The organism is Chiayiivirga flava, from assembly GCF_014202825.1.
GTDB lineage: Bacteria > Pseudomonadota > Gammaproteobacteria > Xanthomonadales > Xanthomonadaceae > Chiayiivirga > Chiayiivirga flava.
Genome location: NZ_JACHHP010000002.1, coordinates 373,965 through 396,321, shown reverse-complemented (window position 1 = coordinate 396,321; position 22,357 = coordinate 373,965). Strand labels below are relative to the sequence as shown.

The following is a 22,357-nucleotide window of genomic DNA, read 5'->3' as shown; positions in this document are numbered from 1 at the left end:
CGTTCTTTCCGCCCGCCAGGAAATTCGCATGTCCCTCAGCGTTGCCATCGAACTCAGCGACAAGGATCTCGAGCACTTCACCACCGCGCTCAACGCGGCGCGTGAAGCGGCAGCGCACAAGACCCCCGAGGAAATCATCGCGGCCGCCAGCGGCCTGCTGATCGAGGCGCAGAAGGTGCACGTGCCCGATTTCGTCGGCGCGCGCCTGGCGCAGCTCGATACGCTGATCGCGATGGCGCGCGACGAGGGCTTCCATCTGCCGGAGGAAGACCGTCAGCGCGTGCTGTCCGCGCTGGTCTACTTCAACGATCCCAAGGACGTGATCCCCGACGCGGTGCCGGTGCTCGGCTACCTCGACGACGCGATCATGATCGAACTGTGCGTGCGCGATCTGCGCCACGAGTTCGACTCCTACGAGGATTTCTGCGACTACCGCCAGGCCGAGGCGATCCGCCGCGGCCAGGACCCGTCCACCGTCGGCCGCGCCGACTGGCTGGAAAGCCGCCGCGACGAACTGATCGAACGCATGCACAACCGCCGCGAGCGCGAATTCGGCGGCGGCTACGGCAGCTCCAGCGGCTACGCGAGCAAGCGCAGCTACGTGGCGTCGGCCAGCTGGCGCCCGGGCATCTTCAAGACCTCCTGAACCTCGCCTTCATCGGCAACAGAAAGCCACCCCCGGGTGGCTTTCTGCGTTTCGCCGGAGGCGCCCGCCGAAACGCCGCGGCGTTTGCATTTCCTTCTCCCGCCGGGAGAAGGTGCCGAAGGCGGATGAGGGAAGGGCGCCGCAACGTGCCCGCAACCGGCGCCTGCGCCAGCCACCGGGCAAGAGCGACCCAGCCCGTCAGGGTGAAAGGAGGCAAGCGCGTCGAGTTCGCGTGCGGCCCTGATCGCCGCCTTCCCGCCAGCGTTCCCCGTCCCACCGGTACGACCCCATGCCCCATTTCAAGTCCCACCCCACCCCCGAATCCATCAACGCCACCACCGGCAAGACCCTGATGCATGCCCTCGGCATCCGCATCACCGAGGTCGGCGACGACGTCATCCGCGGCACCATGCCGGTCGACGCGCGCACCCACCAACCGTTCGGCCTGCTGCACGGCGGCGCATCGGTGGCGCTGGCGGAAACCCTCGGCAGCTTCGGCGGCACGTTGTGCTGCGCTCCGGGATTCGTGGCCGTGGGCCTGGAGATCAACGCCAACCACGTGCGCGGCGTCACCGACGGCACCGTCACCGGCACGGCGCGTCCGCTGCACGTCGGCCGCAGCACCCAGGTGTGGGAGATCCGCATCGAGGACGAGGCCGGCAGGCTCGTCTGCATCTCGCGCCTGACGCTGGCCGTGGTGCCGAAGGCTGCGTGAGGCGAACAAAAAAAAAGGCGTGCGGTGTGACCCGCACGCCTTCCAGTCCTGCCCCGGACTGAGTTCCGTGGACCGTCAGCGCGGCGGACGGTCCTGGATCACCACTTCCACGCGACGGTTCTGCTGGCGACCGGCAGCATCGTTGTTGCTCGCCACCGGCACGCCTTCGCCGAGGCCACGCGCGGTGATGCGCATCGTGTCGATGCCCTGCGAGACCAGGTAGGCCTTCACCGAATCGGCGCGCCGCTGCGAGAGCGAGAGGTTGTAGGCGTCGTCGCCGGTGGAGTCGGTGTGGCCTTCGATCGCGATCGTCGACGCGGGGTTCTCGCGCAGCACGTCGACGAGGTTCGCCAACCGGGCGGTGGCGCCGGGCTTGAGCTCGGCACGGTCGACTTCGAACAAGACATCGCCCAACGTCACCACGAGGCCGCGCTCGGTCTGCCGCGCTTCCAGCTCGGCAAGACGTGCGCGGGTCGCTTCCAGCTCCAGCATCGCGCGTTCGGCGTCGGTGCGCGCCATCATCGCGTCGTCGCGTGCCATCTCGGCGGCGCGGCGCTCGGCTTCGGCGCGCGCGCGCGCCATGTCCGCTTCGCGCGTGCGGGAATCGAGCAGCAGGGTTTCGCGTTCGCGACCCAGCGTCACCGCGCGTTGTTCCGCGTAACGACCCAGACCCTCGGCTTCGGCGATCTGCACCAGACGGTCGGCGAGGTAGATGTTGTGGTCGAACAGGTCGTCGTCCATGCGCCGGCCGTCGCGCTCGAGCGTGTCGACGGCGACCTGCGCTTCGCGCAATTCCTTGTCGGCCAGCGGAGCGATGCGCGGGTCGGCGCGCAGCTGTTCGAGGTGGGTCTGGATGCGCACCAGTTCCGGCGGCGGGCCCTTCGGGCTACCCGCACAGCCGGCCAGCAGGGCCGCACCGACGAGGACGGACAGCGAGGTGGAGCGCAGTGCGTTCATCGGACACCTCCCTGGCGGTTCAGTTCGGCGCGCAGCGTTTCGACGGCGGCCTCGATTTCGGCGGTGGCGCTTTCGGCCTTTACCTGCCGCGCGCGCGCCTCAGCCAGGCGGGCATCGGCGCGGGCGCGGTGCGCTTCACGCTCGGCGTCGGTCCAGTCGCGGTCTTCGTACGAGCCTTCGGCACGGGCCAGCAGTGCACGTGCGTCGGCGGTCGGCACCGGCGCGGCCTGCACCGAACCGGCGCGTTCGGCCGCGGCGACGGCGCTGCGCGCCTGGGTGAGGGACAGGTCGGCTTCCTGCCGCCCGGCGACGGCGAGCGCCGGCAGCGACAGCAGGAGCAATGTCAGGGTCTGGCGTTTCATTCGCGTAGGTCCTCGGTGGAGTCCGGCGCAGCGGAAACGGGCGCCCGCTCCGGACCGCCGCCGTCGGGGGCGGGGCCGGCAAGGGCCGGAACGTCGAATGGGAGTCGATGCGGGCGCGTGGCGCCGCAGGCGACCGCGCGGAGAGCTCCGCGCGGCCGCGAGGGGTTGGATCAGTTGCTGGCGTCCTGCGCCGCGTCTTCGATTTCTTCCCCTGCCTTCTGCACGTCGCGCCCGGCGCCCTCGACCGTGTTGCAGGCCGTCAGCGAGCCGATCGAGCCGAACAGCAGCGCAAGGCACAGGGCGGCAAAGAATTTCCGGGTGATGTCGGTTTTCATGGTGGATTCCTCGGTTGTTATTGCTGTTGTGGAAACACGGTAACCAGTTGCGCGGGCGTGCAGCGTCAGACCCGGGGGCGGCGGCCCATGACGAGCGACACGATGAACAGGATCAGGAACACGAAGAACAGGATCTTGGCGATGCCGGCGGCCGCACCGGCGATACCGCCGAAGCCGAGGACGGCGGCGATGATCGCCACCACGAAGAAGATCAGGGCGTAGTGCAGCATGGGATTGCTCCTTTCGTCGTTCTTGTCGGTCGCCGGCCGGAGGGGATTCCGGTGCGGCCCGGTGTTTGCATTACAAGACCCATGCCAAACAGGACATCGGTCATTCGGCACGAACAAACAACGACTTGCAATTCCATCGCCGCGGCAATCCGTCGCGGAGTGCATGTCGGGCAAGTCGGTTCGTTGCAAAATGCAATTGACCCGAGTCTCGCGGCGACACCAACACCTCAGGAGAGCAACGCATGAGCAAGGACACACCGCCGCCCGCACGCATTCTGCTGGTCGACGATGAATCGGCGATCCTTCGAACCTTCCGCTACTGCCTCGAAGACGCCGGACATCGCGTCGCCACGGCCCAGAACAGCGCGCTGGCCCTGGAGGCGCTGCAGCACGACGTGTTCGATGTCTGTTTCCTCGATCTGGGCCTGGGCAGCGAGTCGGGCCTGGATCTGCTGCCGAAGATCAAGGCGGCCGCGCCGTGGACGCGGGTGGTGGTCGCCACCGCGCAGGCCTCGATCGACGTGGCCGTGGAATCGATGCGTGCCGGCGCGTCGGACTATCTGGTGAAGCCGTGCTCGCCCGAGCAGCTGCGCTTCGCGGCGAACAAGCAGATCGAGGCGCGCCGCCTGGAGGCACGCGTCGAAGCGCTGGAAAGCGAGCGCAGCGCGCACTCCAATGCCGAGCTCACGTCCGGTTCGCCGGCGATGGCGCACGTGCTCGACGAAGCCCGCCGCGTCGCCGATACCGATGCCTCGGTGCTGATCCTGGGCGAAAGCGGCACCGGCAAGGGCGTGACGGCGCGCGCGATCCACGCGTGGAGCCTGCGCAACGCACGCAATTTCGTCACCGTGAACTGCCCGTCGCTGTCGGCCGACCTGCTCGAATCCGAACTCTTCGGCCACGCCAAGGGCGCCTTCACCGGCGCGACCGAAAGCACCCAGGGCCGCGTCGCGCAGGCCGACGGCGGCACCCTGTTCCTCGACGAGATCGGCGACTTTCCGCTCGCGCTGCAGCCCAAGCTGCTGCGCTTCGTGCAGGACAAGGAATACGAGCGCGTCGGCGACGCCTCCACGCGCAAGGCCGACGTGCGCATCGTCGCGGCCACCAACCGCGACCTCGACGCGATGGTGGCCGCCGGCACCTTCCGCCAGGACCTGCTGTACCGCCTCAACGTCATCTCGCTGAAGCTGCCGGCGCTGCGCGAACGCGGCGAGGACATCATGGTGCTGGCGGAAAAGGTGCTGCTCGAGTTCGCGCTGGCCTACCGCCGTCCGGCGCGCCGCTTCGACGCGGCCGCGCAGCAGGCGATCCGCGGCTACGGCTGGCCCGGCAACATCCGCGAGCTGCGCAACGTGATCGAACGCGCGGTGATCCTGAGCTCCACCGAAGACGTGGGCGTGCACTGCCTGTCGATCGCCCAGGACACGCAGCCGCAGGCAGGATCGGTGCGGGTCGGCGCCAACGTGTCGCTGGAGGAACTCGAACGCGCCCACATCGTCGCGGTGATGGCGGCCACGCCGACGCTGGACATGGCGGCCAACACGCTCGGCATCGACGCGTCGACCCTCTACCGCAAGCGCAAGCAGTACGGTCTCTGACCGGCCGCGCCGATGATCGAATCGCTGTTCGAGCTCGCGATGCCGTGGTGGGAATTCGTGCTGCGCGCGTGCGTGGTGTACGTCGCGATCCTGGTCATGGTGCGCATGTCGGGCAAACGCTCGGTGGCCCAGACCACGCCGTTCGACATGATCCTGCTGGTGCTGCTCGGCACCGCGGTACAGAACTCGCTGATCGGCGAGGACGTCTCGCTGCTCGGCGGCTTGTTGCTGGCCGCGACGCTGGTGAGCCTCAACCACATCGTGGGCGTCGTGACCGCACGCCGGTTGCGTGTCCACAATCTGGTGGAAGGCGTGCCCGTGCTGCTGGCGCGCAATGGCGTGGTGCTGGACGCGGTTCTGCGACGCGAGAACGTGAGCCCGGCGGATTTCGACGAGGCGATGCGCCGCGCCGGACTGCGCGACCATGCCGAGATCGAATGCGCCTGGCTCGAAACCGACGGCCGCGTGAATCTGCTCAAGCGCCGGGACGCAGCGCCGTGATGCCGCGCCGCACCGCACCGCGGAGGCCGCGTTGATGCGAACGATGCGGCTGCGCACGTGGCTGATCGGCGGCTACGGCGTGGTGTTGGCGGTGGCCGTGCTGGGACTTGCGCTGGGGCTGATCGCGGCGGTCAACCTGGCCGACATCAGCCGCCGGATGGTGACCGAGAACTTCGAGTCGGTCGAGAATGCCGCGCGCCTGCGGCGGCTCGCCAACGACGAGCAGGTGGCGTTGATGGGTCTGCCCGACATCGCCGACACCGCGATCATGGAGCGCATGCGCGCGTTCGTCGCGCGCTCGCGCGAACTGCTCGCCGACGCCCGCAACGACGCTGGCGGCGATGCGCGCAGCGGCGAAACCCTGCAGGCGGTGGACGACGCGATCGGCGCGATCGCACGCCGGGTCGATGCCCCGCCGCCTCCGGTTGCCGAGGCCACCGGCACCGCCGGCACGATGATCGTCGGCATCAAGGAACCGTTCGCCGCCGACCTGGAGCGCGTGCGGGAACACGCGCTCGCCTTCTATCGCCACCAGTACGAGAGCATGGTGGAACACGGCAACGCGCTGCGCACGCAGTCGGTGCGGCTGGCGTGGGCGCTCGCGGCGCTGGCGCTGACCACGCTGGCGATCGGCATCTGGGCGTCGATGCGCATCGCGCGCCGGCTCACGCGCCCGATGGACCATCTGGTCCGCGCCAGCGACCGCGTCGCCACCGGCGACTTCACCGTGCGCACGGCGCGCAGCGGCCTGCTCGAACCCGATCGCGTCGCGCAGCGGTTCGACGAGATGGTCGCGGCGCTCGAACGCTTCCATGCGATGAATCTGGACCGCATCGTCGCCGAGCGCCGTCGACTCGACCAGGTGGTCGCCAACATCGACGACGGACTGGTCATCTTCGACGAGGCAGGCCGGATCGAACGCGTCAACCCGGTGGCCGCGCTGCAGCTGGAGGTGGATCCCGAGCGCGCCGTCGGCATGCACATCGACCAGATCGTCGCCATGCCGCAGCTGGCCGACGAAATCCAGCGACTGCTCGCGCACCCGGGCGCCGCGCCGGCGGCGGCCTGCGATCTCGTCGTCGGCGACGACACCGAACGCCGCACCCTCAACTGCTCGCTGCTGCCGTTTTACGACACCGCGCGCCTGGGCCTGATCCTGGTGCTGCGCGACGTCACCGAGCAGCGTCGCTTCGAGCGCATGCGCACCGATTTCATCCTGCGCGCCTCGCACGAACTGCGCACGCCGATCACCGGCATGCGCATGTCGATCGGGCTGCTGCGCGACAAGATCCAGTTCGCGCCGGACAACGCGCGCGACCGCGAGCTGTTCGCCACGCTGCAGCAGGAAACCGAGCGACTGGTCGCGCTCATCACCGAGCTGTTCGACCTCTCGCGCCTGTATGCGCGCAGCGAACAGCGCCAGACCGGGCCGGTCGATCCGGCCGAGCTGCTCGAACGCGTCCGGCTGCAGTTCGCCCCGCGTGCGGTCGAGGCCGCCGTGCATCTGGATCTGCTCCAGCCGCCGCCGCTGCCCACGCTGGACGTCGACGAGGAGGCCATCGAACGCGTGCTCGACAACCTCGTGGCCAACGCGCTGCGCCACACGCCCGCCGGCGGGCAGGTGCAGCTGGGCGCGAGCGTGTCGGGCGAACACGTGGCGCTGTGGGTGCAGGACACGGGCGACGGCATCGCGCCGGCCGACCGCGCGCGCATCTTCGAACCCTTCATGCAGCTCGGCGGCAAGGTCGGCGGTGCCGGCCTCGGCCTTGCGATGTGCCGCGAGATCGTGCACCAGCACGGCGGCCGCATCCTGCTCGATTCGTCGGTCGGCGAGGGCTCGCGTTTCACCGTCTGCCTGCCGATCTGATGCAGCGCGATCTGCCCGCCGCGGCCAGCGGTCCATTGCACATTGCAATCAAGCGTCGCTGCGGCTTGGACGCCAAGCCCCTGATTCCAAAGGGGGTCTCATCCCCGTGGACCGTGGCATGCAGATTGCTCACCTGATCGCAACGCGGCGAATTGCGCCGTTTTTGCCCCCTCCGAGGAGACACACCATGCGTCCTATTGCTCTCACCGTCGCGATCGCCGCCGCCCTCGCACTGAGCGCGTGCAACAAGCCCGAGACCCCGGCGGAAAATCGCCAGGACGTCCAGGAAGCCCGCCAGGAAGGCGCCAAGGATGTGGCCGAAGCGCGCCAGGATGCGGCGCAGGACGTGGCCGCCGCCCAGCAGGACGTGCAGGACGCGGTGGCCGACAACGATCCGGACGATGTCGTCGACCAGCAGGCCGACGTCGTCGACCAGCGCGCCAACTCCAACTATGACGTTGCGATGGCCGAAGCCGACGCCGCGCACAAGGTCGCGAAGGAAAAGTGCGACGTGCTGACCGGCGACCCGAAGGACGCCTGCCAGAAGGCGGCCGACGATGCCTACGACGCGGCCAAGATGCAGGCCGAGCGCGTCAAGGACGCCGGCGAAGCCGCGGCCGACGCCATGGACGACAACCGCTGATCATCCGCAGCATCCGCTCCCCACAGGGCGAAGAACGACAATAAACCCGAATAACAACGCAGCATCTCCTTCAAACCCGGCTTCGGCCGGGTTTTTCTTTGGCACGTGCCGCCGCGATGCTCAGTGCCCGGGGACGCGGTCGCGCAGGCGGCCGACGCGGCGTTCGAACCGGTCGACATCGTCGCGTATTGCGTCGACATCGTCGTGGAATGCGCCCAGTTCCGCCGCGGCGACGACGCTTCGGTTCTCCTCGGTGAGGAACTCGCCGGCATCGCGCGCGAAGCCCGACGCGGTGCGGCGCGACCAGTCCAGCCCGCGCTTGAGGGCGCGCGCGATCTGCACCCCGGCCACATCGCCGAAGACGCGGGCGAAGGCTTCTTCCACGTCCGGGTCGTAGCGCTGCACCAGCTGCTGCAGGCGGCGCGCCAGTTCGGCATCGCCGCTGATCGTGATGCGGCCGGCCGGGGCCGCGGCGCCCGCCGCACCCGGCAGCAGCTGCGCCAGCAGCGCGCCGGGCGAGGCCCGCACGCTCAGGTCCGCCGCTGCTGCCGCCTCCGCCGGGCCGATGACGAAGCGGCCGTCGCGCACGGTGGCGGACAGCGCCAGCGCCGGCGCGCTCAACGCCAGTTCCAGGCGCCGGCCCTCGAGCGCCGACAGCTGCGCGGAAAAGTCCGGATCCAGCGCCACCACGCGCGCGAGCGCGGCTTCGAGCAGGCGCCCGAGCGTGGACCTGATCATCTGCGGAAACGCGGGAGCGGTCATCGCGCGAGTGTAGGCGATGCCGCCACGGCCGTCAGCGCGGCGGCACTCAGCCGCGCTGCAGCGCCGGCGGCAACTGCTTCCACCACGCCGACAACTGGCGCAGGCCTTCGATCGTGGTGACCTTCGGCTGGTAGCCGAAATCGCGCCGCGCGGCGCCGATGTCGTAGTAGTGCGTGGTCGACAGCTGCTCGGCGAGGAACCGGGTCATCGCCGGTTCGCGCTTGAGCGGCAATACGCTGTGCACGAGTTCGAGCGCGGCACCGATGGTGTAGGCGGCACGGAACGGCAGCAGCTTGTCGACGATGGGCGCGCCGGCCGCGCGCAGCAGGCTGTTGATGATGTCGCCGATCGGCCTGGGTTCGCCGTTGGAAATGAAGTAGGCCTTGCCGGCGCATTTCGCGCCGCGCTTGCCGTGCAGCGCGTCGAAGGCGTCCAGGTGCGCCTGCGCGGCGTTGTCGATGAAGGTGGTGTCGATGCGGTTCTGGCCGTCGCCGACGAAACGCAGCCGCCCGGCGTGCGCGCGCTGCACCAGGCGCGGCAGCAGCTGGTTGTCGCCCGGACCCCAGATCAGGCGCGGCCGCAGCGCCACGGTGGCGAGCTCGGCGCCGTTCGCGGCCAGCACGTGTTCTTCGGCCACGCGTTTGGTGCTCGGGTACCAGGCCTTGAAGTTGTCGGCCAGCGGCGTGTCCGCTTCGTTGCCGCCGGTCACCGGGCGCGTGGCGCGGTGGGTGACGCTCGGCGTGGAGGTGTAGACCAGGGTGGGCACGCCGTTCATGCGGCAGGCGGCGATGACGTTCCAGGTGCCGCGCACGTTGGCGTCGAAATAGTCGTGGAAGCTGCCCCAGGCGCCGGCCTTGGCACCGACATGGAACACCGCGTCGACGCCGCGGCACGCGGTGGTGACATCGTCGAAGCTCGCAAGATCGCCCTGCACCTGGCGCACGCCGAGCGCGGCGAGGCCCGGGTAGGTGCCGCGGTTGTAGCTGACCACGTCGTGCCCGCGCGCGACCAGGCGCTGCGAAATGGCCTGGCCGAGAAAGCCGCCGCCGCCGGTGACCAGTAGTTTCATGTCTGCAACCCCGTGTCTGCGTGCCGCGTGTCGTCGCTCGGGCACTGGCGCGTTGTACCGCGGCCGCGCGCCCGGCGAAAGGGTCGGCGCGCTACCGCAGCCGCGCGGCCGCCCACCGCGCCAGCGCCTCGCGACCGATCTTCGCGTTGTGCCGGATGTCCACCGGAAACCCGGGATGGAACAGCACGCGCTGCACGCGCGCGGTGTGGGCGTGCCGCTGTCCCGCGTTGAGCAGTTCGGCCTCGATGCGCTCGCGCGCGGCGGCGTCGGTGCCCGGTTCGAGTTCGATGCACAGCACCGGCAGCTGCGCGCTACGCTGGCCGACGCCGACGAGCGCGCTGCGCCTGACCTGCGGATGGCAGTTGAACACCGGTTCCACCTGTTCGGTGTACAGCGGCCCGGTCGCGGTCTCCACGCGCTGCGTCTTGCGTCCGCAGAACCAGAGGCGGCCGTCGGCATCGAAATAGCCGAGGTCGCCCATGCGATGCAGGATGTGCGTGCTGCCGTCGGGCAGCGTCTCGCGGATCTTCGCCAGTGCGGTCGCCTGCGGCCGACCGAAATATTCGTCGGTGACGCTCGGCCCGCCGACGACGATCTCGCCCACGCTGCCGGGCGCGGCCAGCAATGCGTCGCCCCAACGTTCGATCGGCGCGTCGTCGATGGCGATGATGCGCACGATGTTCGGCGCCACGGGCCGGCCGACGCAGGTGCCGGCACCGGCCTCGGTGGCAGCGCGGGTGGCGCGCAGTTCGCGGCCCTCGATCACCGCCACCGGCAGGCATTCGGTGGCGCCGTACGGCGTCCAGATCTGCGCCTCGTCCGGCAACAGGCGCTGCATGCGTTCGACCACGTGCGGCGGCACCGGGGCACCGGCCGAGAGCACGCGGCGCAGCGTCGGCAACGTGGTGCCGTGCGCCGCGCCGAAGCGGCTCAGCGTGTCGAGCAACGCGGGCGAACCGAACATCTGCGTGACGCCGAAACGCGCGATCGCGTCGACGAGCCTGCGCGGATCGGCCTGTGCCGGGCGCGTCGGGTCCATGTCGGGAATGACGCTGGTGAGCCCGAGCGCGGGGTCGAACAGCGCGAACGGCGGGAACGTCGGCAGGCTCACGCCGCCGGCCTGCACGTCGAACGCGTCGCGCAGCATGTCGACCTGCGCGACGAAATGCCGATGGCGGTAGACCACGCCTTTCGGCGTGCCGGTCGAGCCGGACGTGAACAGGATCGCGGCGATGTCGTCGGGCAGGGTGTGGGCCATCGCAAAGGCGTCGTCCGCGCCGGCGGCAAGCAGTGCGTCGAGCGTGTGTCCGCCCCAGAACCAGCGCCGCCCGACCGTGACCACGTGCCGGCAGCTGCCGCGCGCCCAGCCGAGCACCACACGCGCGGCCTGCGCCAGCGGGATGCCGACGAAGGCCTCGGGCGCGGCTTCGTCGAGGCAGGCCTTCAGCGCACGCCGGTCGATGCCCGGATCGATCAGCACCGGCACGGCGCCGGCCTTGAACAGCGCGAACATCAGCAGGAACAGTTCCGGCGACGGCCGCACCATCAGCGCCGTGCGCGTGCCGCGCACGATGCCGGCGCGCGCCAGCGCCGCCGCGATGCGATCGCTGCGCGCGTCCAGCTGCGCGCAGGTGAGTTCGGTGGCGTACGCGACGCGTCCGTCGGGCAGGCGCCCGGACGGACAGCGGATGGCGATCGCGTCGGGACGCTGCGCGGCCATGCGCGGCAGCGCCGCGGCGATATTGCAGGGGGAAGTCATCGCGCGAGTGTATGGGATGCGGCCTGCGGAGGTACTCGACTCGTCCCGCGCCCGCCGCGGTGACTGCACGCCCTGCGTCCGTCACACTGTGTCGATACGTTCGTCTGGACAGCACATGCCGGTTGCGCCGGCCGGGGATCGATCGATGCATACACACCACATCCTGCCGACCGTCGGCCTGCTCGCCATCGGCCTGCTCGCCGGCGCGTCGGCAACGCAGGCCCGCAACTACGGCGCGATCGAATTCGCGCCGTGCACGCTCGCACCGGAGTTCTCGACCCAGTCGGTCGAAGCACAATGCGGCGTGCTCCGGGTTCCGGAAGACCGAGCCGCACCCGATGGCCGCAGCATCGAGCTTGCCATTGCGTGGGTGCCGACCGAAGGCGAGCCGTCGGCCGATCCGGTGTTCATGCTCGCCGGTGGGCCCGGGCAGTCGGCACGCGACAGCTATCCGAACGCCGCACCGGCGTTCCGCGACATCCTGCGCCACCGCGACGTGATCCTCGTCGACCAGCGCGGTACCGGTGGCTCGAACGCGCTCGGGTGCAAGGACGAGGCTGGCGAGAATGCCTTCACCGCGGCCGACGACGACTCGCTCGACGGCGCCACCCGCTTCGCGCGCGAGTGCCTCGCGGCGCTCGGCGCACGCGCCGACGTGCGCCACTACACCACCGGCGACGCGGTCGCGGATCTGGAGGCGGTGCGGCAAGCACTCGGGGTCGCGACGATCAACCTGATCGGCATCTCGTACGGCACGCGGGTGGCGCAGCAGTACGTGCTGCACCATCCGGCGCAGACACGCAGCGTGATCCTCGACGGCGTGGTGCCGAACACCCTGGTGCTCGGGAGCGAGCACGCGAAGAACCTCGATGCCGCGCTCGCGCTGCAGTACGCGCGCTGCGCCGAGGCCGAGGCCTGCCGGACCGCGTTCGGCGACCCGCGACAGAATTTCCGGACGCTCGCAGCCGAGCTGCGCGCCGCGCCGCGCACCGTGGCCTACCGCGACGCGGTCAGCGGCGAGTGGCGCGAGGAGCAGCTGACCTACGGCCACCTTGCGGCCGTGATGCGGCTGTACTCGTACGCGCCCACCGTGGCCGCGATGCTGCCGCTGACGCTGCACGAGGCCGTCAACGGCCGCGGCGACACGCTGATGGCGCAGGCGCACATGCTGATGGGCGAGATCGGCGACCAGATCCAGCACGGCATGCAGCTGTCGGTGATGTGTGCCGAAGATGCACCGGGCCTCAAGCCCGACCCGGCCGATGCCGACACCGTGCTCGGCACCGAATTCGTCGACTATTCGCTGGCGCAGTGCGGCGTGTGGCCGCGCGGCAGCGTGGCCGAGGATTTCGCGACACCCGTCACCGCGGATGTTCCCGTTCTGCTGCTCTCGGGCGAATTCGATCCGGTCACGCCGCCGCGCTACGGCGACAACGTGGCGCAGGCGTGGCCCGGCGCACGCCACCTCGTGCTCAAGGGCCAGGGCCACAACGTCATCGGCGTCGGCTGCACGCCCAAGCTCGCCGCGCGCTTCATCGACACGCTCGACGCCGCCGAGCTCGACGCCACGTGCCTGGACAGCCTCAACTACACGCCGCCGTTTGCCGGGCACTACGGCTGGGAGCCCTGAGATGATCGACGTCGACAACCTGCACAAACACTTCAAGAGCAAGACCGGCACGGTGAAGGCCGTCGACGGCGTGGGATTCTCCGCGCGCGACGGCGAGATCACCGGCCTGCTCGGTCCCAACGGCGCCGGCAAGACCACCACGCTGCGCATGCTCTACACGCTGATGACGCCGGACCGGGGCTCGGTCCGCGTCGACGGCATCGATGTGGGCAAGGACGCCGAAGCCGTGCGCCGCCGACTCGGCGTGCTGCCCGATGCACGCGGCGTCTACAAGCGCCTCACCGCGCGCGAGAACATCGCCTATTTCGGCCGCCTGCACGGCATGTCCGAGGCCGACATCCGTGCGCGCACCGATGCACTCATCGCGGCGCTCGGCATGGAAGACGTCGCCGAGCGCCAGACCGAAGGCTTCTCTCAGGGCCAGCGCACCAAGACCGCGATCGCGCGCGCGCTGATCCACGATCCGAAAAACGTGATCCTCGACGAACCGACCAACGGCCTGGACGTGATGACCACGCGCGCGATGCGCACCTTCCTGCGCCAGCTGCGCGACGAAGGCCGCTGCGTGATCTTTTCCAGCCACATCATGCAGGAGGTCGCGGCATTGTGTGACCGCATCGTCGTCATCGCGCAGGGCAAGGTCGTGGCGCAGGGCACGGCCGACGAACTGCGCGCGCAGACCGGCGAGGACAACCTGGAAGACGCCTTCGTGCGGGTCATCGGTTCGGAGGAGGGCCTGCTGCAATGAAGACCTCCGCACTGAAAGTCCTGTGGGTGGTGATGCTCAAGGAGCTGCTCGACCTGATGCGCGATCGGCGCACGGTCTACATCTCGCTGTTCATGGGGCCGCTGATCGCGGTGGGCTTCATCGTCGGCATGGGCGCGCTGATCCAGAAAAAGACCACGACGCAACTGGAGAAGACGCTGGAGCTGCCGATCGTCGGCGCCGAGCACGCACCGAACCTCGTGGCGTGGCTGACCGCGCAGAACGCCGTCGCCAAACCCGCGCCGGACGATCCGGAGGCGGCCATCCGCAACCAGGACGAGGACGTGATCCTGCGCATCCCCGAGGGCTTCGCCGAGGACTGGCGCGCCGGCCGCCCGGCGCTGATCGAGATCCTGCACGACAGCACGCGCGACGATTCGCGCATTCCGGTGGCGCGCGTGACGCGGTTGCTGGAGGCCTACAACGGCACCGTCGGCGCGTTGCGCCTGCTCGCGCGCGGCGTGAGCCCGGGCGTCGGCCAGCCGATGCGTGTGGCGCAGACCGATCTGTCCACGCCCGAAAGCCGCGTCGGGCAGGCGCTCGCGTTCCTGCCGTACCTGCTGATCATGAGTGCCTTCCTCGGCGGCGCGTATCTGGTCATCGACGCCACCGCCGGCGAACGCGAACGCCAGTCGCTCGAACCGCTGCTGGCCACGCCCGCGTCGCGCTCGATGATCATGAGCGGCAAGATCGCGGCTGCCTGCGTGTTCGGTCTCGCGAGCCTGGTGCTGATGCTGCTCGCATTCAAGTTCGCCTTCGCGATCATGCCCAAGAGCGGGGTCAAGGTGGACATGTCGGTGCTGGCGATGGCCAAGCTGCTGCTGATCCTGACCCCGATGCTGCTGTTCGGCACCGCGCTGCTCACGCTGATCGCCGCGAGCGCCAAGAGCGTGAAGGAAGCGCAGAGCTACATGAGCCTGCTGTTCCTGCTGCCGATGGTGCCGACCATCTACCTGCTGATCTCGCCGGTGAAGGATGCGCTGTGGATGATGGCGGTGCCGTTCCTGTCGCAGAACCAGATGATCATGCAGGTGCTGCGCGCCGAGACCATCACCGCGCTGGAGTGGCTGGTGTACCTGGGCGTCGGCTTCGGCGCGGGCATGCTGCTGTGGCTGGTTGCCTCGCGCCTCTACCACCGCGAGAAGCTCGCGATCTCGGCCTAGGCGCCGCGCACCGCGGGCGGCAACGCCCGCGGCTTCAGTCCAGGCGGAAATCGAACACGCGGCGCGCGCGTTGTTGCGCGCGCTGCGGCGCGAACCGCCAGCGCTGCATCGCGGCCACGGCTTCCCGGTCGAACACGCCGGCAGGGTCGCTGGCCAGCACGCGCACGTCGTCGACGCTGCCGTCCTTCAGCACGGTGAACTCGAGCTCGACCTGGCCTTCGATCCTGCGCCGCATCGCGATCACCGGATACCGCGCCTGCGCGCGCGACAGCACCTGCGGCGCAGTCGCGGCGACGAGCGCGGTCGGGGCAACGGCAGGCGCTGCCGGGTCGGGCTGCGGTGCGGGCGCGGGCGGCTGTACTGCGACTGTGGCCGGCGCCGGGGGCGAGCCCGGCGTGGCGTCGGCCGGTGCGGTAACGATGGCCGGCGCCGGCTCGGGCGCCTCGGGCCGCGCCGCCGGCGTCGGGATTGCGCCACGTTCGCCGGGCGGCAAAGGCGCCTGTGCAGCGCGCAGTTCCGCCAGCGCCGTCGACAGGCGCGGCAGGGCCGGCGCGTCCGCATCGGCGCGCTGCATCAGGGCGAGCATGCGTGCGGCATCGGACGCGTCGCCGGCAGCCAGGCGTTCCTCGATGTAGATCAGCGCGTACGGAAACAGGTCGCCGAGCGCGTTGCGCGCGGTCGCGTTGGCCGGATCGGCGTCCAGCACCCGCAGATAAAGTTCGAAGGCATTGTCGCCGGGCGGCGCGAACAGGCGCGTGTCGCGCATCGCACGCTCGGCGCGCGCGGCGCGCTCGTCGATGGACGCGGGCGGCGCGGCCGCCGGCACGGGCGGTGCCGGCACCGCCGCCGGTGCGGCGTCGGCGACCCCGCGCTGCGACCACGCGTACAGGACGGCGATCAGTCCGCCGCCGAGCACAAACGCAAGAACAATGGTCGCCATCACGCCGCGACCGCGCTGGTGCGCGCGCGAAGTCCGCTGGTGCATCGTCGATCCCCTGTGGCCGACGGCAGCGCGGGTGTGTTCCCGGCTATCCGCGTCGCCACATGCTGCGCTGCAGCGATGACGAATGCGTGAACCCGCGATGCGGGGCGCGCGCAGGGTGCGACGATTCCGCGCCGTCCGCCGGAGCGGCGGACGGCAAACCGGATCAGTCCAGCTTGAACTCGAAGACGCGGCGCGCCTTGATGTCGCCCTCGCCCGGCTCGAACCGCCAGCGCTGCATGGCGGCGATGGCGTCGCGGTCGAAGGTGCCGTTCGGCTCGCTCGACACCACCTCGATGTCGGCCACCGAGCCGTCCGCCAGCACGGTGAACTGCAGCTCGACGCGCCCGGTGATGCCGCGGCGCTTGGCCATCATCGGATAACGCGGCTGCGCGCTGCTGACCACCACCGGCACGCGCCGTGCCGACGGCGTGGCGGCCGGCGGCGTGCTCGGCGCCGGGGTGGCCGCGGGCGGCGGCGTGGCGGCGGCCGGCGCGCTGGGCTGCTCGGCCGCAGGCGGCGGGCTGGACACCGGAGCGGTCGTGCTCGTCGCCGGCGCGGGTGCGGGCGCCGAGGCAGCGGGCGGCGGTGGTTCGGCAGCGGGCGCGGCAGGCTGCGCCGCGGCGGCGGCGGCGGCGGCCCGGCGTTCGGCCTCGGCCTGCTGTTCGGACTCGCGCCGGCGCACGTCGGCCAGCTGCGACTCCAGGCGCGGCAGCGCCGGCGCCGCGGCATCGGCTCGCTGCATCAGGGCCAGCACGCGCTCGCCGTCGGCGGCATCGCCGGCCGCGATGCGCTGCTCCACGTACAGCACCGCGTACGGGAACAGTTCGCCCAGCGCGTTGCGGGCCTGGACGTTGTCCGCGTCCTCGTCGCGCACCTTGAGGTAGAGCTCGAAGGCGTTGTTGCCCGGCGGCACGAACATGCGCTTTTCCTGCATCGCAAGTTCGGCGAGTTCGGCCGGATCGCCTTCCGGCACCACGACCGGTTCGGGCGCTGGCGTCGCCGGCGTGGCCGTTGCGTCCGGCGTGCCGGGCGCGTCGACCGCAGCCGGCCGCGTCGACCACCAGTACAGAATCCCCACCAGCACCGCACCCAGCACGAGCGCCAGCACGATGGTCGCCACCACACCGCGGCCACGCTGCCGCGGCGACGAAGTCGTTCGATTCATTGTCGTTCCCCTGCGTCCGTCAACCCCCGCGTTTTAGCCCCGACCCGTGACCCCCAGGCGACGAATCCGCGCACGCTGCACTGCACAGTAAGGCAATTCCGGCCTGCTGCGAAGCGCCAAATGCCCGGATCTGCCGCCCGGCGCGCCCGCCGGGCCTCGGCCGGACCCGTGACCTTTCGTGCGATTTCATCACAAGTCATTGACTTTCAATACTGTTTTGCAGTCGGCCGACGCAGGCACGAACTGCACTTTCGTCGCGGCACATCTGTAAACGATTCCAACGTTTCGCAGCTGCGTGTCCGGCGCGACGCTCCGCTGCGTCCGCCGCACGTGCCCGGCGTCAGAACCAGGCGTCGCGCATCCGCAGCGGCGACGATTCGAACGCGGACAGCAGATCGAACATCGCGTCCACCCGCGGCAGCTCGCGGGTGAAGAAGAAGTCCGCCGCCGCGCGTTTGCCGTCGAACAGCTCGCCGCGCCGGCCCTGTGCCACGGTGGCCTGCTCCAGCCAGATCCACGCCACCACCACGTGTCCGAAGGCTTCGAGGTAGACGCTGGCGTCGGCAAGCGTGCGCGCGGTATCGCCGGCAGCCCACAGCCGGCGCGTGAGGTCCTGCAACCGCGCCAGACGCGCGCCCAGGGCGCCGGCATGGTCGGCCAGCGCCGCATGCGATCGGGCACGCGACACCGCCGCATCGATCCGCGACGACAGCGCGGCAAACGCCGCGCCGCCCTCCATCGTCACCTTGCGGCCGAGCAGGTCGAGCGCCTGGATGCCGTGCGTGCCTTCGTGGATCGCGTTGAGGCGGTTGTCGCGCCAGAACTGTTCCACCTTGTAGTCGCGCGTGTAGCCGTAGCCGCCGTGCACCTGGATCGCGAGATCGTTGGCCGCCAGGCACCACTGCGAGGGCCAGCTTTTCGCGATCGGGGTGAGGATGTCGAGCAGCTGCGTGGCGGTGCGGCGCGTGTCGGCATCGTCCGCGACACGCGCTTCGTCGACGAGTTTCGCGCAGTAGAGATTGAGGCCGAGACCGCCTTCCACGTACGCCTTCTGCGCGAGCAGCATGCGGCGCACGTCGGCGTGGTCGATCAGCGGCACCTGCGGCTGCGCGGCGTCCTTGCCGGCGGCGCCGACCGGTCGACCCTGCGGGCGATGGCGCGCGTAATCGAGCGCGTGCAGATAGCCGGTGTAGCCGAGTGCCACCGCACCGAGGCCGACGCCGATGCGCGCCTCGTTCATCATGTGGAACATGCAGGCAAGGCCCACGCCCGGTGCGCCGACGAGATAGCCGATCGCACCCGCGCGGCCGTGGGGCCGGTGCACGCCTTCGCCGAAGTTCAGCAGGCAGTTGACCGTGCCGCGGTAGCCCATCTTGTGGTTGATGCCGGCGACGACGACATCGTTGCGCATGCCTGGCGCGCCGTCCGCGTCCGGCAGGAACTTCGGCACGGCGAACAGCGAGATGCCTTTCGTGCCGGGCACGAGGCGGCCGTCGGCATCGGGGATCTTCGCGAGCACCAGGTGCACGATGTTGCCGGCGAGATCGTGGTCGCCGCCGGAAATCCACATCTTGCGTCCGTGGAGGCGGTATTGCGCGCCGAGCGCGGTGTCGGCGTCGAATTCGGCACGCGTGGCGATGTCGGACAACGACGACCCGGCCTGCGGTTCCGACAGGCACATCGTGCCGAACCAGCGGCCGTCGAGTTGCGGCTGCGCGAACGCCTCGATCTGCGCCGGCGTGCCGTGCGCGAGCAGCAGGCGCGCGTTCGCCATCGTCAGCAGCGCGTAGGCGATGGTCGAGACGTTGGCGGCGTAGAAGTACGTCATCGCCGCCTTCTCGATCAGCGTCGGCAGCTGCATGCCGCCGCGCCCGGTGTCCTGCGAGGCGGCGGCGAGACCGCTCTGGGCGAACGCACGCAATGCCGGCGCGATGGCGGGATGCACGTGCACCTGCGTGCCGTCGAAGCGCGGTTCGTCGCGGTCGGCGGCCTGGTAGTGCGGCGCGAACAGGTCGGTGGCCATGCGCTCGCAGGCATCGATGACCGCGTCGAAGGTCTCGCGCGAATGCTCGGCGTAACGCGGCGCGCGCACGAGGGATTGGGCGTCGAGCCAGTCGTAGAGCTGGAACGCAAGGTCGCGGCGCGACAGCAGCAGGGATTCGCTCATGCGGAACGCTCGGAGGATTCGACGAGAAGGCAGACGCGCGGGCCGCCACCGCGCACATAATACGGAACGCTTCCCGACGACGGCGATCGATCCGCATGGACTTCTCCCATTCCCCGAAGGTCGAGGCACTGCGGCAGCAGCTGCAGGCCTTCTTCGACGAACACATCGCAGCGAACGAGGACGCACACGCCGCCGAAGCGCTCGCACACCGCGACGCCGGCCGTGCATGGACGCCGTCGGCACTGCTCGAATCGCTGAAGGCCAAAGCGCGCGAGCACGGGCTGTGGAACCTGTTCCTGCCGCAGTCCGCGCGTGTGCCGACCGGGCTGACGAACCTCGAGTACGCGCCGCTGTGCGAGATCATGGGCCGCGTGCCGTGGGCGCCGGAGGTGTTCAACTGCTCGGCGCCGGACACCGGCAACATGGAAGTGCTGGAACGCTACGGCACACCCGCGCAGCAGGCGCGCTGGCTCGACCCGCTGCTGGCGGGCGAGATCCGGTCCGCCTTCCTGATGACCGAGCCGGATGTCGCATCGTCGGATGCCACCAACATCGCGTGTTCGATCCGGCGCGACGGCGACAGCTACATCATCGACGGGCGCAAGTGGTTCTCGTCGGGTGCCGGCGATCCGCGCTGCGCGGTGGCGATCGTGATGGGCAAGACCGATGCGGACGCAGCAGCGCACCAGCAGCAGTCGATGGTGCTGGTGCCGATGGACACGCCGGGGTTGCGCATCCTGCGGCCGGTGACGGTGTTCGGCTACGACGATGCGCCGCACGGCCACATGGACATCGAACTGCGCGACGTGCGCGTGCCGGTGGAGAACGTGATCCTCGGCGAAGGCCGCGGCTTCGAGATCGCGCAGGGACGGCTCGGACCGGGCCGCATCCATCACTGCATGCGCCTGATCGGGCTGGCGGAACGTGCACTGGAGCTGCTGTGCAGGCGCGTCCAGGCGCGCGTGGCGTTCGGCAAACCGATCGCGTCGTACTCGGTGTGGCACGAACGCATCGCGGAGGCACGCTGCGCGATCGAACAGGCCCGGCTGCTGACACTGAAGGCGGCGTGGATGATGGACACCGCCGGCAACAAGGCGGCGCGCGGCGAGATCGCGATGATCAAGGTGGTGGCGCCGTCGATGGCCGAACGCATCATCGACTGGGCGATCCAGGCGCACGGCGGCGCAGGCGTGAGCCAGGACACGCCGCTGGCGCAGGCGTATGTGTCGGCGCGGTCGCTGCGGCTCGCGGACGGGCCGGACGAGGTGCATCGGGTGGCGATCGCGAAGCTGGAGCTGGCGCGGCATGCGGTGCGCGAGGGGCGGGGGCAGCACGGGTAGCGGTTGCCCGATGTGGCTGCATCGCTTGCTGGCGCTCGGCGCCGACACGTCGCGACTCACGACTTCAGGTTCGATGCGCGATTCCCGCTGCGCTCATGACGCAGCAGCGAAGGCCGTCGTCATCACGCGCGCTGACACCCCGCATCGTCATTCCCGCGAATGCGGGAATCCAGTGACTTTGCTTGGTTTTGCTCGTTTCCGAGACGGTGAAAACAAAGAAGAGTCACTGGATTCCCGCATTCGCGGGAATGACGATGGGAGGGAGACGTGGGAGCGCGTTGCATGGGCTTGGTTGTCGCGATGTGGGTTGTGGAGACAAGCGGTTTGTGCTCTCGCTACACCTCATCGGTGCGTCACTTCCCGATACAGAAGTCCGCAAAGATGCGGCCCAGCAGATCGTCGCTGCTGACCACGCCGGTGATGTCGCCGAGGTGCTGCTGCACGACACGCAGCTCTTCCGCCGCGAGTTCACCCGCGGACTGATCGGTGAGCGCCGCGATGGCCAAATTCAGGTGCAGATGCGCCTGTTCCAGCGCGAGCACATGCCGCGCGCGCGCACTGAACGTGCCTGCGTTGTTCGCTTCGAGGCCCGCTGCGGTGCGCAACGCGACACGCAGCGCGTCGAGGCCGGCGCCGGTGGCTGCGGACAGCCACAGATGTGTCGCGGCGCCGCGCGACTCGACACGCGGCTCACCGCCGTGCACATCGATCTTGTTGTGCACGATCAGCCTCATCGCCGTCACGGGCGCCGCGTCGAGCAGCGCGAGATCGGCATCGACATGCACGTCGTCGGTCACCAGCAGCGCGAGATCCGCGCGCTCGAGCTCCGCCCGCGCGCGGCGCATGCCTTCGCGTTCGATCGCATCGCCTTCGTCGCGCAGGCCGGCCGTGTCGACCAGCGTGAGCGCGATGCCGTCGAGGTCGACCGTCTCGCGCAGCAGGTCGCGCGTGGTGCCGGCGATGTCGGTGACGATGGCGCGGTCGCTCTGCGCCAGCGCGTTGAGCAGGCTCGACTTGCCGGCGTTCGGGCGGCCGAGGATGACGACGTGCAGGCCGTCGCGCAGGCGCTGCCCGCGACGGGCCGCGGCGAGCAGTGCGTCGGACGACGCGACCAGCGCATCGAGGTCGGCACGCAGCGACGGCGCCGCAAGGAAGTCGATTTCCTCGTCCGGGAAATCGATCGCGGCCTCGATCCACACGCGCGTGCGGATCACGGCTTCGGTCAGCGCATGCACGCGGCGCGAGAACTCGCCGTCGAGGCTGCGCTGCGCGGCCCGCGCCGCAGCGTCGGAGCCGGCGGCGATGAGGTCGGCCACGGCTTCGGCCTGCGCGAGGTCGAGCTTGTCGTTGAGGAAGGCACGTTCGGTGAATTCGCCCGCACGCGCCGGTCGCGCGCCGAGGACGTGCAGATGCCGCAGCAGGCGCTGCAGCACCGGCATGCTGCCGTGCAGATGAAGTTCGAGCACGTCTTCGCCGGTGTACGACGCAGGCGCGGCGAAGAACAGGAGCAGGCCGTGGTCGATGGGCCCGTCGGCGTCGGAGAAGGTGGCGAAGTGCGCGTGCCGCACGCGCGGCGTGCGGCCGAGCAGGGTGCGTGCGATGTCTGCGGCGCGATCGCCGGAGACACGCACCACGCCGATGCCGCCGGCACCGGGCGGCGTCGCGATCGCCGCGATGGTGTCGCGCGCGCTCATGCA

21 protein-coding genes are annotated in these 22,357 nt (G+C 70.0%); 10 read left to right on the top strand and 11 right to left on the bottom strand.

The features are described 5' to 3' along the window. Positions 1 to 28 precede the first annotated feature (28 nt). Positions 29 to 646 carry a YkvA family protein gene (locus HNQ52_RS06240; protein WP_183960253.1) on the top strand — a complete coding sequence of 206 codons (618 nt, stop codon included), beginning with the start codon at positions 29 to 31 and terminating at the stop codon, positions 644 to 646. 289 nt (positions 647 to 935) lie between these two features. Further along, positions 936 to 1,361: a hotdog fold thioesterase gene (locus tag HNQ52_RS06235; protein ID WP_183960252.1), complete on the top strand. Its 426-nt coding sequence runs from the start codon at positions 936 to 938 to the stop codon at positions 1,359 to 1,361. A 75-nt stretch (positions 1,362 to 1,436) separates the two neighbouring features. On the opposite strand, the gene HNQ52_RS06230 is transcribed toward HNQ52_RS06235, so the two are convergent. From HNQ52_RS06230 to HNQ52_RS06215, 4 genes are all read right to left on the bottom strand, one after another. Then, positions 1,437 to 2,318 (bottom strand): OmpA family protein, encoded by an 882-nt coding sequence (locus tag HNQ52_RS06230; protein ID WP_183960251.1) that lies wholly within the window; start codon positions 2,316 to 2,318, stop codon positions 1,437 to 1,439. Next, on the bottom strand, positions 2,315 to 2,680 hold the full coding sequence (locus tag HNQ52_RS06225; protein WP_183960250.1) for a DUF4398 domain-containing protein: 366 nt from the start codon (positions 2,678 to 2,680) through the stop codon (positions 2,315 to 2,317). Before HNQ52_RS06225 ends, HNQ52_RS06230 begins: the two co-directional genes overlap by 4 nt. Before the next feature lie 170 nt (positions 2,681 to 2,850). Continuing rightward, on the bottom strand, positions 2,851 to 3,015 hold the full coding sequence (locus HNQ52_RS06220) for an entericidin A/B family lipoprotein (RefSeq protein WP_183960249.1): 165 nt from the start codon (positions 3,013 to 3,015) through the stop codon (positions 2,851 to 2,853). Between the two features lie 65 nt (positions 3,016 to 3,080). Continuing rightward, positions 3,081 to 3,245 (bottom strand): DUF1328 domain-containing protein, encoded by a 165-nt coding sequence (locus HNQ52_RS06215; RefSeq protein ID WP_183960248.1) that lies wholly within the window; start codon positions 3,243 to 3,245, stop codon positions 3,081 to 3,083. A gap of 242 nt (positions 3,246 to 3,487) precedes the next feature. Here HNQ52_RS06215 and HNQ52_RS06210 point away from each other — a divergent pair, with 242 nt between their 5' ends. The 4 genes from HNQ52_RS06210 (at position 3,488) to HNQ52_RS06195 (ending at position 7,854) form a co-directional block, all read left to right on the top strand. Further along, positions 3,488 to 4,843 (top strand): sigma-54-dependent transcriptional regulator, encoded by a 1,356-nt coding sequence (locus HNQ52_RS06210; protein WP_183960247.1) that lies wholly within the window; start codon positions 3,488 to 3,490, stop codon positions 4,841 to 4,843. 15 nt (positions 4,844 to 4,858) lie between these two features. After that, positions 4,859 to 5,344 carry a YetF domain-containing protein gene (locus HNQ52_RS06205; RefSeq protein WP_183960712.1) on the top strand — a complete coding sequence of 162 codons (486 nt, stop codon included), beginning with the start codon at positions 4,859 to 4,861 and terminating at the stop codon, positions 5,342 to 5,344. 34 nt (positions 5,345 to 5,378) lie between these two features. Beyond that, complete coding sequence (locus HNQ52_RS06200) at positions 5,379 to 7,211, top strand: sensor histidine kinase (protein WP_183960246.1); 1,833 nt, start codon at positions 5,379 to 5,381, stop codon at positions 7,209 to 7,211. A gap of 187 nt (positions 7,212 to 7,398) precedes the next feature. Continuing rightward, positions 7,399 to 7,854, top strand: coding sequence for a hypothetical protein (locus tag HNQ52_RS06195; RefSeq protein ID WP_183960245.1), 456 nt, complete (start codon positions 7,399 to 7,401; stop codon positions 7,852 to 7,854). Between the two features lie 120 nt (positions 7,855 to 7,974). Here HNQ52_RS06195 and HNQ52_RS06190 read toward each other — a convergent pair whose 3' ends face one another. The 3 genes from HNQ52_RS06190 to oleC form a co-directional block, all read right to left on the bottom strand. After that, positions 7,975 to 8,616, bottom strand: coding sequence for a ubiquinone biosynthesis accessory factor UbiJ (locus HNQ52_RS06190; RefSeq protein WP_246387628.1), 642 nt, complete (start codon positions 8,614 to 8,616; stop codon positions 7,975 to 7,977). A gap of 46 nt (positions 8,617 to 8,662) precedes the next feature. Beyond that, positions 8,663 to 9,685 (bottom strand): NAD-dependent epimerase/dehydratase family protein, encoded by a 1,023-nt coding sequence (locus HNQ52_RS06185; protein ID WP_183960244.1) that lies wholly within the window; start codon positions 9,683 to 9,685, stop codon positions 8,663 to 8,665. 91 nt (positions 9,686 to 9,776) lie between these two features. Then, complete coding sequence (oleC, locus tag HNQ52_RS06180) at positions 9,777 to 11,444, bottom strand: olefin beta-lactone synthetase (RefSeq protein WP_183960243.1); 1,668 nt, start codon at positions 11,442 to 11,444, stop codon at positions 9,777 to 9,779. Positions 11,445 to 11,589: 145 nt separating this feature from the next. On the opposite strand from oleC, the gene HNQ52_RS06175 reads away from it, so the two are divergent. Genes HNQ52_RS06175 through HNQ52_RS06165 form a run of 3 tightly spaced genes read left to right on the top strand, consistent with a single transcriptional unit; the run spans position 11,590 to position 15,003 of the window. Next, positions 11,590 to 13,074 carry an alpha/beta hydrolase gene (locus tag HNQ52_RS06175; protein ID WP_183960242.1) on the top strand — a complete coding sequence of 495 codons (1,485 nt, stop codon included), beginning with the start codon at positions 11,590 to 11,592 and terminating at the stop codon, positions 13,072 to 13,074. A gap of 1 nt (position 13,075) precedes the next feature. After that, the gene (locus tag HNQ52_RS06170) at positions 13,076 to 13,822 is read left to right on the top strand and encodes an ABC transporter ATP-binding protein (RefSeq protein ID WP_183960241.1); all 747 of its coding nucleotides are present in this window, start codon (positions 13,076 to 13,078) and stop codon (positions 13,820 to 13,822) included. After that, the gene (locus HNQ52_RS06165; RefSeq protein WP_183960240.1) at positions 13,819 to 15,003 is read left to right on the top strand and encodes an ABC transporter permease; all 1,185 of its coding nucleotides are present in this window, start codon (positions 13,819 to 13,821) and stop codon (positions 15,001 to 15,003) included. The genes HNQ52_RS06170 and HNQ52_RS06165 overlap by 4 nt, the downstream gene beginning before the upstream one ends. Before the next feature lie 34 nt (positions 15,004 to 15,037). Here the strand turns inward: HNQ52_RS06165 and HNQ52_RS17385 are convergent, their stop codons facing one another. The 3 genes from HNQ52_RS17385 to HNQ52_RS06150 form a co-directional block, all read right to left on the bottom strand. Further along, complete coding sequence (locus HNQ52_RS17385) at positions 15,038 to 15,988, bottom strand: TonB family protein (RefSeq protein ID WP_183960239.1); 951 nt, start codon at positions 15,986 to 15,988, stop codon at positions 15,038 to 15,040. Between the two features lie 163 nt (positions 15,989 to 16,151). Then, on the bottom strand, positions 16,152 to 17,153 hold the full coding sequence (locus HNQ52_RS06155) for an energy transducer TonB (protein ID WP_183960238.1): 1,002 nt from the start codon (positions 17,151 to 17,153) through the stop codon (positions 16,152 to 16,154). Positions 17,154 to 17,493: 340 nt separating this feature from the next. Then, positions 17,494 to 19,320 (bottom strand): acyl-CoA dehydrogenase, encoded by a 1,827-nt coding sequence (locus tag HNQ52_RS06150; protein ID WP_183960237.1) that lies wholly within the window; start codon positions 19,318 to 19,320, stop codon positions 17,494 to 17,496. A gap of 95 nt (positions 19,321 to 19,415) precedes the next feature. On the opposite strand from HNQ52_RS06150, the gene HNQ52_RS06145 reads away from it, so the two are divergent. Further along, positions 19,416 to 20,660 (top strand): acyl-CoA dehydrogenase family protein, encoded by a 1,245-nt coding sequence (locus HNQ52_RS06145; RefSeq protein ID WP_183960236.1) that lies wholly within the window; start codon positions 19,416 to 19,418, stop codon positions 20,658 to 20,660. Between the two features lie 353 nt (positions 20,661 to 21,013). Here HNQ52_RS06145 and mnmE read toward each other — a convergent pair whose 3' ends face one another. Next, positions 21,014 to 22,354: a tRNA uridine-5-carboxymethylaminomethyl(34) synthesis GTPase MnmE gene (gene mnmE / locus HNQ52_RS06140; protein WP_183960235.1), complete on the bottom strand. Its 1,341-nt coding sequence runs from the start codon at positions 22,352 to 22,354 to the stop codon at positions 21,014 to 21,016. Positions 22,355 to 22,357: the final 3 nt, after the last annotated feature.